At 63.9% G+C, this 11773-nt stretch carries 12 protein-coding genes; 6 read left to right on the forward strand and 6 right to left on the reverse strand.

Features of this window, described 5'->3' with window-relative positions; translation table 11 throughout:
- Nucleotide 1: 1 nt before the first annotated feature.
- Nucleotides 2–1186, forward strand: coding sequence for a penicillin-binding protein activator (locus VHO04_RS04125; protein ID WP_329627134.1), 1185 nt, complete (start codon nucleotides 2–4; stop codon nucleotides 1184–1186).
- A 170-nt stretch (nucleotides 1187–1356) separates the two neighbouring features.
- Nucleotides 1357–1890, forward strand: coding sequence for a translation initiation factor IF-3 (infC, locus tag VHO04_RS04130; protein ID WP_297664907.1), 534 nt, complete (start codon nucleotides 1357–1359; stop codon nucleotides 1888–1890).
- A 130-nt stretch (nucleotides 1891–2020) separates the two neighbouring features.
- Here infC and VHO04_RS04135 read toward each other — a convergent pair whose 3' ends face one another.
- A complete protein-coding gene (locus VHO04_RS04135) occupies nucleotides 2021–2719 on the reverse strand; it encodes an NRDE family protein (protein WP_329627135.1) in 699 nt (232 codons plus the stop codon).
- An 82-nt stretch (nucleotides 2720–2801) separates the two neighbouring features.
- Here VHO04_RS04135 and VHO04_RS04140 point away from each other — a divergent pair, with 82 nt between their 5' ends.
- A complete protein-coding gene (locus VHO04_RS04140; RefSeq protein ID WP_329627136.1) occupies nucleotides 2802–3239 on the forward strand; it encodes a hypothetical protein in 438 nt (145 codons plus the stop codon).
- Nucleotides 3240–3416: 177 nt separating this feature from the next.
- Here VHO04_RS04140 and VHO04_RS04145 read toward each other — a convergent pair whose 3' ends face one another.
- From VHO04_RS04145 to uvrB, 5 genes are all read right to left on the reverse strand, one after another.
- Entirely contained in the window at nucleotides 3417–4931 is a 1515-nt protein-coding gene (locus tag VHO04_RS04145) for a S10 family peptidase (RefSeq protein ID WP_329627137.1), read from the reverse strand.
- Nucleotides 4932–5024: 93 nt separating this feature from the next.
- The gene (locus VHO04_RS04150; protein ID WP_329627138.1) at nucleotides 5025–5264 is read right to left on the reverse strand and encodes a HigA family addiction module antitoxin; all 240 of its coding nucleotides are present in this window, start codon (nucleotides 5262–5264) and stop codon (nucleotides 5025–5027) included.
- 52 nt (nucleotides 5265–5316) lie between these two features.
- Nucleotides 5317–5598, reverse strand: a complete 282-nt coding sequence (locus VHO04_RS04155; protein WP_329627139.1) for a type II toxin-antitoxin system RelE/ParE family toxin — start codon at nucleotides 5596–5598, stop codon at nucleotides 5317–5319.
- The gene (locus VHO04_RS04160) at nucleotides 5595–6032 is read right to left on the reverse strand and encodes a hypothetical protein (protein WP_329627140.1); all 438 of its coding nucleotides are present in this window, start codon (nucleotides 6030–6032) and stop codon (nucleotides 5595–5597) included. Before VHO04_RS04160 ends, VHO04_RS04155 begins: the two co-directional genes overlap by 4 nt.
- Before the next feature lie 55 nt (nucleotides 6033–6087).
- Entirely contained in the window at nucleotides 6088–8274 is a 2187-nt protein-coding gene (uvrB, locus tag VHO04_RS04165) for an excinuclease ABC subunit UvrB (RefSeq protein ID WP_329627141.1), read from the reverse strand.
- Between the two features lie 103 nt (nucleotides 8275–8377).
- Here uvrB and VHO04_RS04170 point away from each other — a divergent pair, with 103 nt between their 5' ends.
- The 3 genes from VHO04_RS04170 to VHO04_RS04180 all read left to right on the forward strand — a co-directional run bounded on the left by VHO04_RS04170 (nucleotide 8378) and on the right by VHO04_RS04180 (nucleotide 11641).
- Nucleotides 8378–8905 carry a DUF3617 domain-containing protein gene (locus VHO04_RS04170; protein WP_329627142.1) on the forward strand — a complete coding sequence of 176 codons (528 nt, stop codon included), beginning with the start codon at nucleotides 8378–8380 and terminating at the stop codon, nucleotides 8903–8905.
- 524 nt (nucleotides 8906–9429) lie between these two features.
- Nucleotides 9430–11169: a tetratricopeptide repeat protein gene (locus VHO04_RS04175; protein WP_329627143.1), complete on the forward strand. Its 1740-nt coding sequence runs from the start codon at nucleotides 9430–9432 to the stop codon at nucleotides 11167–11169.
- 235 nt (nucleotides 11170–11404) lie between these two features.
- Nucleotides 11405–11641 carry an acyl carrier protein gene (locus VHO04_RS04180; RefSeq protein WP_003039428.1) on the forward strand — a complete coding sequence of 79 codons (237 nt, stop codon included), beginning with the start codon at nucleotides 11405–11407 and terminating at the stop codon, nucleotides 11639–11641.
- Nucleotides 11642–11773: the final 132 nt, after the last annotated feature.

The following is an 11773-nucleotide window of genomic DNA, read 5'->3' on the forward strand; positions in this document are numbered from 1 at the left end:
AATGGCAGAAACTGCCCCGCAGCGCCAAGAGAATGCGCCGCCGCGCCGGCAATTGCTGCGCGGGCTGGGCGTCATGGCGATGGCCGGCTTCCTTGCCGCGTGTCAGGTGGTGCCGAAAAGCAGCGGCCCCGCGACTCCGCCGCCGCCGCCCGCCGGCGACAATGTCGGCCCCGGCCTGCCGACCGATACCGACCGTCACCGCGTCGCGCTGCTGGTGCCGGAGAGCGGCACCAACGCCGACGTCGGCACCGCGATCGCCAATGCGACGACGATGGCGCTGCTCGATTCGCGCACCGAAAAGGTCCGCATCACCACCTACGACACCGCGCTCGGCGCGGCGGCGGCAGCGCGGCAGGCGGTCGCCGATGGCAACAAGCTGATCCTCGGCCCCTTGCTCAGCGAGGATGTCGCCGCGGTCGCGCCGATCGCGCGCGCGGCGAAGGTGCCGGTGCTCAGCTTCTCGAACGACAGCAGCGTCGCGGGCAATGGCGTCTTCATCATGGGCTTCGTCCCCGGCCAGTCGGTCGAGCGCGTCGTCGCTTATGCGCGGAGCAAGGGACATCAGCGTTTTGGCGCGCTCGTCCCCAAGACCGTTTATGGCGAGCGCTCGACCGCCGCTTTCCGCGCCGCGGTGGCGGCCGCGGGCGGCACGCTGGTGTCGATCGAAAGCTATGACCGCAGCGCGACCGCGCTCACCGGCGCGGCGCGGCGGCTCGCCAATGCGGGCGCGATCGACGCGGTGCTGATCGCCGATTCGGGCGGCAACGCGATTCGCGCGGTTCCGGTGGTGAAGAGCGGCGGCAGCAAGCAGATCCTCGGCACCGAGCTTTGGAACACCGACGCCGCGCTCGGCGGCAATGCCGCGATGCGCGGGGCGTGGTTCGCCAGCGTGTCCGACGGCCTCTATGGCCAACTCGCCGCCAAATATCGCACCCGCTATGGCAAGGCGCCGTATCGGCTCGCCAGCCTCGGCTATGATTCGGTGCTGCTCACGGTGCGCATTGCGCGCGACTGGAAGCCGGGGACGAATTTCCCGGTGTCGCGATTGCTGGCCGCGGACGGCTTCGGCGGTATCGACGGCATCTTCCGTTTCAACAATCGCGGCATCGCGGAGCGCGCGCTCGAAGTGAGCGAGGTCGGGGCGGGCGGCTTCCGCGTCATCGACCCGGCGCCGGTGAAGTGGTGAGGCGCCGCGGCGTGGCTTGACCGCCACAGTCGGACGAAAAGCGTCATCTTTATGCCACGGGCGGCCTTTACGGCGCGCCCGCGGTCACTATATGAGCGGAGCGCGCGCGGACCGTGCCGATTCCGCGCGCCCGCATTCAACGATCAGGAGATACAGCTATACCACCCCCGATGACCCGCCGCTCGATGGTGCCGCCGCCCAAAAACGGCCCGCGATACAATGAATTCATCGCTTCGCCCAAGGTCCGCGTGATCGATGAGGAAGGCGAGAATCTGGGCGTGATGCTGACGGCCGAAGCGATCGAGCAGGCGGCGGAGGTCGGGCTCGATCTGGTCGAGGTGTCGCCGAACGCCGATCCGCCGGTGTGCAAATTCCTGGATGTGGGCAAGTTCAAATACGAGGCCCAGAAAAAGGCGAACCTGGCCCGCAAGAGCCAGAAGACGCAGGAAATCAAAGAGATCAAGATGCGTCCGAACATCGACGATCATGATTTCGACGTGAAGATGAAGAAGGTCTTCGATTTTCTGGGCGAAGGCGACAAGGTCAAGATGACCATGCGCTTCCGCGGCCGCGAGATGAGCCACACCCAGCTTGGCCTCAACGTGCTTCAGCGCGTCGCCGAAATGACCGCCGAGATCGCGAAGGTCGAGGCGCACCCGCGCACCGAAGGCCGCCAGATGCTGATGGTGCTCGCGCCGAAGTGAGCATTCAATCCTCCATGTCGCGTAGCGATGGGGAGGGGGACCATCCAAAGGATGGTGGAGGGGCAGGCGTCAAAACCCCTCCGTCAGCGCTTCGCGCTGCCACCTCCCCAACGCTGCGCGACGGGGAGGATCAATTGCCGACCCTGAAATCCAGCACCGTCGTCCCCGCGGGCCGCCCGCCCCCGGCATAGCGGCGCTCGACCATATGAACCTCGCCCGCCGCCGAAATGGCGACGAGGGTCGAGGCGCGCGTGCCATAGACCTCGCCGAGCAGGAACAGCGCCGAATCGCCCTCGGCGGTCAGCGTGTCGAGCAGGCCTTCGGGATCGGCGCCAGCTTCGACCACTGCGGCCAGTGCCGCGCGCAGCCGTTCGGCGCGGGGGCAGGGGCGGTCGACCGGCTCGTTGGCGAGCGCATGGACGCCGGTTTCCAGTGACGGGATCGACGGCTGCGGCCGGTTGGTCAGTCGCCGCGCTGCGCCATCGACCGCGAACAGATTGAACGCATTGAACCGATCAAGATCGGCGGCGGCGGGATCGGCGAAGTGCCCTTCGCCGCGTAGCAGGTCGACGACGAGTGCCCCGCGCGAGTCCTTCGCCGGATCGGGCATCGCGCCGCGCACGTTGGTGACCACCACGACGCGCCCGCTCGGCCGATGGACGCCGAGCCACGTCCCGCCCGCCTGAAGATCGCGCCCCGCGACGATGCCGCTGCCGTCGTCCCATTCGGCGAGCGGCGCGGCGGGGCGCTCGTGAAACTCGTCGCGGTTCCCGATCAGGATCAGCGGCCAGTCGGGATGGATGCGGTGGGCAAGAGCGACGACGCACATGCGCAGCCTATCGCGCTTTGCCGGTGCTTTGCCAAGCAAAGCATGATAGATTCCGCCGGTCTTTCTGGAGGGGGAGGTGAAGATGACGGAAGCTGTCAAAACGCCGTGGCATATCTGGGCCGTCGGTGTCGTATCGCTGCTCTGGAACGCGATCGGCGCGTTCGACTATATGATGACCAAGCTGCAGAATGCCGACTATATGGCATCATTCACCGCCGACCAGCAGGCCTATTTCTATGGTTTTCCGGTCTGGGCGAATATCGGCTGGGCATTCGGGGTCTGGGCGGCGGTTATCGGTTCGCTGCTGCTGCTGCTCCGCAGCCGCCATGCGGTGACCGCCTTCGCCGTTTCGCTCGCCGGGCTGGCGGTGAGCTGTCTCTATCAATTCGGCCTGCACCATGCCGACTTGCAGCGCCTGTTCGGCGCGTTTCCGATGATCTTTACCGCGATCATCTGGATCGTGCTGATCGCGCTGTTCGTCTATGCGCGGCGGCAGGCGGCGGCCGGGGTGCTGCGTTAGGGATTTGAAATATAGCGCTACATTCCATTCGTCATCCCGGACTTGATCCGGGATATATTAAAGCAACGCCGAGAAATGGATCCCGGATCAAGTCCGGGATGACGCAAAAGGGAAAGCTGGCTAATCGAACAAATGGTCGCTTACGGCGACCATCGTCGTTCGGCACCCAAGCTCGGCCTACCGAGCCCGAATGAAAGCCCGGATGTCCCCGGCCAATTTGTGCCGATCTTCGTCGCGGATATACATCATGTGGCCCGCGTCATAATATTTATATTCGATCCGGTCCTGCGGGATGCCGGTGCGCGACAGGGCATATTCGGCGGCGAAAAAGGGCGTCGCGAAATCATAATAGCCCTGGCCGACGAAGACGCGCAGGCCCGAATTTTCGCGCAGCGCCTGCCCGATATAGGGCGCGACGTTCAGATAGGCGTTGCTGTCGCGTCCGCCGATCCGCCAGTCCCACGGACCGACATTGCCGATCGACTGATATTCGCGGTCGGTCTTGAACCCCAGCGTATCGCGCGCCCAGCTGTTGATCGCGGCGGTATAGCCCGCGTCGATGCCATAGAAGCTGGGATCATTGTCGGGCTCTTCGCCCGCATTGTCGTAATCCTTGCCGGTATAGCGGCTGTCGAGCCGCCCGATGGTCAGGCCGCGGTCGCGCAGCAGCTCCTTGTAGAAGCGGCCGGGCGTCACGCGCAGGTCGGCGCGCTCGAGGAAATCCTCCGACAGGCCGGTGAAGCGCGCCAGTTCGCGGCGGATCGCGGCGCGCTCTTCGCCCTGCAATTTCTGTCCTTTCAGCAGCGCGGCGGCATAGGGGCCGATCGCCCATTGCCGCGCTTCTTCGGCGAACGCTTCGGCCGACGGCGCGCTTGCCTTGCCGTGATAGAGCGCGGTCGTCGCCATCGAGGGCAGGTTGGTGATATAGCCGAGCTCGTTCCCCGGCACATCGGAGCCCGCGGCGAAATCGAGCACGGTCGAGATCAGGATGATCCCGTTGAGGCCGACGTCGTTGAAGGTCTCATTCATCAACTGGTTGGCGACCGCCGCCGAGCGCGTCGTGCCATAGCTTTCGCCGCCGAGGAACTTGGGGCTGTTCCAGCGGCCGTTCTCGTTCAGCCAGCGCCGGATCACTTCGGCGACCGCCTTCGCATCCTGCGTGATACCGTAATAATTTTTGGGGTCGGCCTTGCCGATCAGGTGCGAAAAGCCGGTGCCCGGCGGGTCGATGAAGACGATGTCGGTGACGTCGAGCAGCGCGTCGGGATTGTCGACGATCGGATAGGGCGGGGCGCCGTCGTCGGTGCCGTTGCCGGGGATCGCGACGCGCTTGGGGCCGAAGGCGCCCATCATCAGCCAGACGGTGCCCGATCCGGGGCCGCCGTTGAACAGAAAGGTCACCGGCCGGTTCGGGTCGCGCGGTTCCTTGATATAGGCGGTGGTGACGATGGCGGCTTCGGCGACGCCGTCCTGATTCTTGAGGATCGTCTCACCGATCGTCGCGGCGTAATTGATCCGCTGCCCGCCGAAGGTGCCCGACAGCTTGGTGGTGTGGACCTGCGGCACATAGTCGGCGGGCTTTTCGGCCTTCGCCTTGTCGGCCGCCTTATGGGCCGGCGCATCCTGCGCATGCAGCATGGAAGGCGCAGCGACGGCGAGCGCCAGCGCGATGATCGACAGACCCGTTTTCATAATTTTCTCCCCGTTGAGGTGCGAAACCTAGCATCGGGGAAAGAAGGGGCAATGCCACTCGTCGGCGCGAAACGGCGCTTGGTCGAAGGGGTTTCAGGCTGCGCGCGGGATGATGCGATCGAGCTCGCCGTTCAGCGCGCGCTTGGCTTCAAGCAATTGATAATCAAGTTGCAAGCCAAGGAAAAAGCCTTCCGACATGCGGAAATAGCGTGCGAGACGCAGGTCAAGGTCTGCATCCATATCGGCATTGCCATCGATTACGGCCCGTATTTGTCGCGCCGATACTCCGAGCGCCTTGGCGAGCGCTGTCGCGTCCATGCCGAGCGGTTCCATGAATTCGGACAGCAGCAACTCACCCGCGTGGCTGTTGTGCAGCCAGTCGGGATTAGTGGTAGTCCGTGATCTCGACCTGTTCGGCATGTTCGTCTTTCCAGACAAAACATATACGCCATTTCATATTAATGGAAATCGAATGTTGTTCGCTCCGGTCGCGTTCCAGCGCGTGAAGGCGATTCGACGGAGGATTGCGAAGGTCATCGAGCGTCCGGGCGCGGTTAAGTAGCCTGAGTTTGTCGAGTGCCCTATTCTGGATATCGGATGGAAGCTTGCGGCTCCGTTCGCCATTCCAGATTTTCTCGGTCTCGGGATCGGCGAACGAGTGGATCATTTGCGAAGTTCATCAAGCCGGTGCCAGTCTTCATCTGAAGGGCGCTTTGCATACCAGAACTTCCATCCATTTACGTTGGTGCCCGAAATCGCTCCAGCCGCCTCCGATGGACTTTGGCGGATATTTCCCGTTTCATCGGTCCAAACTTCATTCGTGATTTCTGCCCTGAACGTTCGTCCCTTGTATGTTGCACGAAGCTTGGTTCCTTCAGGCAGAAAAACGTTGCCGATCCAGGCACCAATCAGATTGCCCGTTAGCGCGGCCGCTACTTTGTCCAAACCTGTAGGTTTTAGCTGATCCTGTAAGCCCACCAATGTCGCTTCAATTTCGGATAGCCCCAACAGCCTGCGGAGGACATCGTTATAACTGTCCTCTTCGCTCGCGCGATGAGCTGTCAGCGCTTTAAAAACGTCGAAGTCGATGTCGATGTGCATTTTACTATCCTTTCTCCAAAATCTATAGGAGAAAAAATAGATCGTCAATATCTCTCTACCGCCCCCACTTCGTCTTGCTCTGCTTCCCGAACCGCCCCTTGCGCGTTCCCGGCTTGCCCTCGTTCGAGCGCCCAACCCTCGGCGCCACCTGCTCGTCCGCCGGTAACCCGAGTTCGTCCGCTTCCAGCCGCCGGATTTCGTCGCGCAGGCGGCCGGCTTCCTCGAATTCCAGGTCCGCGGCGGCGTCGCGCATCTTCTTTTCGAGGTCGGCGATATAGGCGCGCAGGTTGTGGCCGACCATATGGTCGGGCTTGTCGTCGCCGAGGTCGATCGTCACCTGATCCTTCGACGCGACATGCGCGATGATGTCGCCGATGTTGCGTTTGATCGTCGTCGGGGTGATGCCGTGCTCGTCGTTATACGCCTGCTGCTTCTCGCGGCGGCGGTCGGTCTCGCGCATCGCGCGTTCCATGCTGCCAGTGATGCGGTCGGCGTAGAGGATGACGCGGCCGTCGACGTTGCGCGCGGCGCGGCCGATCGTCTGGACGAGGCTGGTCTCGCTGCGCAGAAAGCCTTCCTTGTCGGCGTCGAGAATCGCGACGAGCCCGCATTCGGGGATGTCGAGCCCTTCGCGGAGCAGGTTGATGCCGACGAGCACGTCGAACACCCCGAGCCGCAGGTCGCGGATGATCTCGATACGCTCCAGCGTCTCGACGTCGCTGTGCATGTAGCGGACCTTGAGCCCCGCCTCGTGGAGAAATTCGGTCAGATCCTCGGCCATGCGCTTGGTCAGCGTCGTCACCAACGTGCGGTATCCGGCGGCCGCGGTCTTCTTGGCCTCGGCGATCAGGTCGTCGACCTGCTCCTCGACCGGCTTGATTTCGACCGGCGGGTCGATGAGCCCGGTCGGGCGGATCACCTGTTCGGCGAACACGCCCTGCGTGCGTTCCATCTCCCACGTCCCCGGCGTCGCCGAGACGCTGACCGTCTGCGGACGCATCAAATCCCATTCGGCGAAGCGCAGCGGCCGGTTGTCGATGCAACTCGGCAGGCGGAAGCCATATTCGGCGAGGGTGATCTTGCGGCGATGGTCGCCCTTCGACATCGCGCCGATCTGCGGGATCGTCTGGTGGCTTTCGTCAACGAAGAGCAAGGCGTTGTCGGGCAGATATTCGAACAGGGTCGGCGGTGGCTCGCCGGGCAGGCGGCCGGTCAGGAAGCGGCTGTAATTCTCGATCCCCGCGCAGCTTCCGGTCGCGGCGATCATCTCGAGGTCGAAATTGGTGCGCTGTTCGAGCCGCTGCGCCTCGAGCAGCCGGCCCTCCGCCTCGAGTTCCTTCAGCCGCTCGGCGAGTTCGTGGCGGATCGCCTCGCTCGCCTGCTTGAGCGTTGGGCCAGGGGTCACATAGTGCGAGTTGGCGAAGACGCGGACATAATTCAGGTTCGCGATCTTTTTGCCCGTCAGCGGGTCGAACTCGGTGATCTCCTCGATCTCGTCGCCGAAGAAGCTGACGCGCCACGCCATATCTTCATAGTGCGACGGGAAAATCTCCAGGCTGTCCCCGCGCACGCGGAAATTGCCGCGTGCGAAGGCCTGGTCGTTGCGCTTGTACTGGAGCGCGACGAGCTTGCGGATGATCTCGCGATTGTCGGCGACCTGGCCTTTTTTCAGGTCGAAGATCATCGCCGAATAGGTTTCGACCGAGCCGATGCCATAGAGGCACGACACCGACGCGACGATGATCACGTCGTCGCGTTCGAGCAGCGCGCGTGTCGCCGAATGGCGCATCCGGTCGATCGCCTCGTTCACCGAGCTTTCCTTCTCGATGTAGGTGTCCGACCGCGGCACATAGGCCTCGGGCTGGTAATAGTCGTAATAGCTGACGAAATATTCGACCGCATTGTTGGGGAAAAAGCTCTTGAACTCGCCATAGAGCTGCGCCGCGAGGATCTTGTTCGGGGCGAGGATCAGCGCCGGGCGCTGCAGCTCGTCGATGACCTTCGCCATGGTGAAGGTCTTGCCCGATCCGGTGACGCCGAGCAGCACCTGATCGCGCTCGCCGGCGAGCGCGGTGTCGACGAGTTCGCGAATCGCCGCCGGCTGGTCCCCGGCGGGCTGATAGTCGCTAACCAGTTCGAATCGCTTGCCGCCTTCGACCTTGTCGGGGCGCGCGGGGCGGTGCGGGACATAGGCCGCGCTGGTGTCGATTTCGTCGAGCGATGTGCGAATCTGGATTGCCATTGCCGCTAATATGGTATCGATGGGGCTCAACCACAAATAATATGCTGGGCAACCAAATGGTCGCGACCGAGTTTCCGATCTGCTCAACAGGAGGATGAAATCCATGAAGAAAATTCTGACGATCGCGACCCTTGGGGTCGCGCTGGCCGTCTCGGGCTGCGGCAAGAGCGAGAATAATGCCGGCGGCACCGTCAAGCGCGAGGCCGGAAACTGGAAGACCGACGTCAAGCTGGTGAAATTCGAAGTCCCCGGCATGCCGGCCGAAATGAAGGACGGCATGGCGAAGATGATGGAAGGCGCCAGCGGCATGGACCAGTGCTTCACGCAGGAGCAGGTCGACAAGGAGGATATCGCGTCCGAACTCGCCAAGGGTCCCGGCAACGGCGGCGAGTGCAAATGGTCGAAGAAGGAGGTCAGCGGCGGCAAGATCGACGTCGCGGGCACCTGCACCGCCAACGGCCAGACGGTCGATATGGCGATGAACGGCACGATGGAAGCGAAGAAGACCGACGTGACGATCACGACCAAGGGCAAGGTGCCGAACGGGCAGGGCGATATGGAAATGGTACTCCAGATGACGAGCACCCACACCGGCCCGTGCAAGGACGGCGCGGCGACGACCAAGAGCTGAGCGCTCTCGTCGCCGACGGAAAAGCCGAAGGGCGCCGATGCGAATCGGCGCCCTTTTTCTTTGGGATAAGGACAGGCTTATCGGGAGAGATGGGGGATGGACTTGCCGGGAGGACGGCAGGTGGGGCTGCCCCCCTCCCGGCGAAGTCTCTGTTCAATGGAGCCTCAACACATGTCGAAAGGTGCCAGGGACCAGCTCGCACCCTTCGGTCTTGCGACCCCATTTGTTCGGGTCGGACACCAGGTCCGATCCGAACCACGACCGCCAAGGGCGTGCCGCGACCCTTGAACGATCTCATGCACGGGGGCAGGAGGACAGTTACAATGGGTCACGTCGCGGCGTGTAGCCGAATGGTAGGCTTTTCTTTACCATTGATCCCCAATTTCCGGGCCATTTGGAGCAACGCTGTGATTTTGTTATAAGGCCAGGGCTGCCTGTTACCGTTACATCATCGGGAAATCGGTGGCTGTCCCCGTCGAATGGCGTATCTACCGCGCGCCACGCAGAGGGCATTTGAGGGTTGCATGGACCGCACGACAACGAACCATCCTCCAGGGCGCGATGACGACGACCGGATTATCGCGGCCGAACATGAGCGGCTTCGCGCATCGCCGCTGTTCACGCGGTCGCCGGTCCTGTCGCGGTTGCTCCAGTTCCTGGTCGAGCATCGTCTGAATGGTGGGCGCAGCGCGCCCAAGGCCTATGCCATCGCGACCGAGGCGCTGGGCCGCAACGCCGATTTCGATCCCGCCGTCGACAGCTACCCGCGCGTCATGGTGGGGCGGCTGCGGACGCTGCTCGATCGCTATTATGCCGAAACGGCGTGGGTGCATCGCTTGCGCGTGCCGCAGGGAAGCTATGAGATCGTCGTTCAGCGGCGCGCCTCGCCCCCGGCGCGGCCGGCGGCCGGGGAGGATGAGGTGTCGGCGGTCGGCGAGTCCGGCGCGGCGATGCCGCCATCGCACCCCGCGGACCGCGCCGCGTCGGCGCGCCGTTCGCCGGGATTTCGTTGGCTCTGGATCGTTCCGCTCGTCCTGCTCGCGCTGGCGGCGGGGTGGTGGGCTTCCACCAATTGGGGACGCTTGTCGCACTCCGCCGTGCGGCCGGTGCCGCTGCTCGAGATTTCGATTCCCCAATCGGGCGACACGCCGGTATCGCGGGCGCTGTCGCGCGCGCTCGAAGGCCGGCTTCGCGACGGGCTGCGTCGCTTCGATCTGGTCGATCTGCGAAGTGCCGGATCCGCCGGCGCGGCGGCGTCCGCGCGCCCCGATTACCGGCTGGACGCGTCGATCGTCCGCATGATCGACGGCCCGGCCGACGTCACGCTGGTGCTCAATCGTGTCGCCGATCAGCGCACCATCTGGTCGCAGCAATTCCATTTGACCAAGGAAGAAATGCCCGAATTCGCGCCGATCGACCCCGCGATCGCCCAGATCGCGGGCGATTATGGCGTCATCGTGCGCGATCAGGTTCAGCAGTACCCCGACGATTTTGCTCCCGGCTATCCCTGCCTCGCGCAATTCAACCGGATTCGGCAGATGCGCAATCCGCAGGGGGTGCGGCAGATCGACGCCTGCCTTCGCGCGACGCTCGATCGCAAGCCGAACGACCCGGTGGCGCTGAACGCGCTGTCGCTGCTTCGGTTCGGCGACTGGCAGGCGCGGCGCAACACGCCCGAGGGAGCGAAAGCGTTCGCCGAGGCCCGGTCGCTGGGGCTGCGCGCCTATGAAAATGGCGCCGGCACGGCGGCGGGCCTGTTCGCGATGGCGCGCTCGAATTTCTATGGCCGCAATTGTGCGGGCGGACTCGCAATGGGCAATGGCGCGTTGCGGCTCAACCCCTATGACGCCGATCTGGCGGGGTTCATGGGGCTGTTCAAGCTGGCGTGCGGCGACGCGGAGGGGGAGCGGTTGTTGCAACGGTCGCTCGACCTCGATTCCTCCTATCCGGGCGTGCCGGCGGTGACGCTGGCGTTCGTCCGGTCGCAGGCGGGCGATCAGGAGGGGGCGATGGCGATTCTCGACCGCGTCCCGTCGCCCAGCAAGCTGGAGCCGCAGTTCCTACTCATCCGGTCGATCGTGCTGGCGCGTCAGGGGCACCTGCCCGAAGCGCGCGCGGGTTGGCAGCGCCTGCTCGCCTTTACGAAACAGCCCGCGAATGCGGCGCCCGAAGCGGTGCTGGGGCAGTTCATGATCACGCCCGCCGTGATCGAGCGGGCGTCGGCAGCGGTGCGCGAATCGGGTATCGTGCCACCGGCACCCTGACGTAGCGACGCGGCCGCCGGTTCGCGCGGACTTGAAGGCGGCGGGCTGCCGTCCTATCTTTGCTGTGGGTATCGACAGGCGGGAAGGGGGAACGGATCCGGGCGGGCGCGCTGCGAACGCCGATCGAGCCGAGGCCTTGCGCGGCCGACCGATGCCAGCCCTCTTGCCAGCCCAGCCGCTGGGCTCTAGGGCAAATTCCAACATTCACGACATAGTCAGAAAAAAGGAACTGTGCATGAGCGATTCGGCCGAAAAGGTTAAGAAGATCGTCGTCGAACATCTGGGCGTCGAAGCCGACAAGGTTACCGAAGAGGCGAGCTTCATCGACGACCTGGGCGCCGACAGCCTCGACATCGTTGAACTGGTGATGGCGTTCGAGGAAGAATTCGGTGTCGAAATCCCCGACGACGCGGCGGAAAAGATCGCCACCGTCAAGGACGCGATCGACTATATCGAAGCGAACAAGGGCTAAGGCGAGCCTGTCCGGCATAGCCGGATATGGGCGTCCAGACCGCCCGCATGTTTCCGGCTTCCCGGTCCAGGGCGTGTGCGCTGTGACCGGGGAGCTTTTTTCTTGGCTGCGCGCCGGATAAGATGATTGCGG

Origin of the sequence: Sphingopyxis sp. (genome assembly GCF_036261875.1) — a bacterium.
Lineage (GTDB): Bacteria > Pseudomonadota > Alphaproteobacteria > Sphingomonadales > Sphingomonadaceae > Sphingopyxis.

Coding starts and splice junctions, on each gene's coding strand:
- VHO04_RS04180 (WP_003039428.1), top strand. CDS start 11,405: ATGAGCGATTCGGCCGAAAAGGTTAAGAAGATCGTCGTCGAACATCTG.
- VHO04_RS04170 (WP_329627142.1), top strand. CDS start 8,378: ATGAAGAAAATTCTGACGATCGCGACCCTTGGGGTCGCGCTGGCCGTC.
- VHO04_RS04140 (WP_329627136.1), top strand. CDS start 2,802: ATGACGGAAGCTGTCAAAACGCCGTGGCATATCTGGGCCGTCGGTGTC.
- VHO04_RS04125 (WP_329627134.1), top strand. CDS start 2: ATGGCAGAAACTGCCCCGCAGCGCCAAGAGAATGCGCCGCCGCGCCGG.
- VHO04_RS04155 (WP_329627139.1), bottom strand. CDS start 5,598: ATGATCCACTCGTTCGCCGATCCCGAGACCGAGAAAATCTGGAATGGC.
- infC (WP_297664907.1), top strand. CDS start 1,357: ATGACCCGCCGCTCGATGGTGCCGCCGCCCAAAAACGGCCCGCGATAC.
- uvrB (WP_329627141.1), bottom strand. CDS start 8,274: ATGGCAATCCAGATTCGCACATCGCTCGACGAAATCGACACCAGCGCG.
- VHO04_RS04145 (WP_329627137.1), bottom strand. CDS start 4,931: ATGAAAACGGGTCTGTCGATCATCGCGCTGGCGCTCGCCGTCGCTGCG.
- VHO04_RS04150 (WP_329627138.1), bottom strand. CDS start 5,264: ATGGAACCGCTCGGCATGGACGCGACAGCGCTCGCCAAGGCGCTCGGA.
- VHO04_RS04135 (WP_329627135.1), bottom strand. CDS start 2,719: ATGTGCGTCGTCGCTCTTGCCCACCGCATCCATCCCGACTGGCCGCTG.
- VHO04_RS04160 (WP_329627140.1), bottom strand. CDS start 6,032: ATGCACATCGACATCGACTTCGACGTTTTTAAAGCGCTGACAGCTCAT.
- VHO04_RS04175 (WP_329627143.1), top strand. CDS start 9,430: ATGGACCGCACGACAACGAACCATCCTCCAGGGCGCGATGACGACGAC.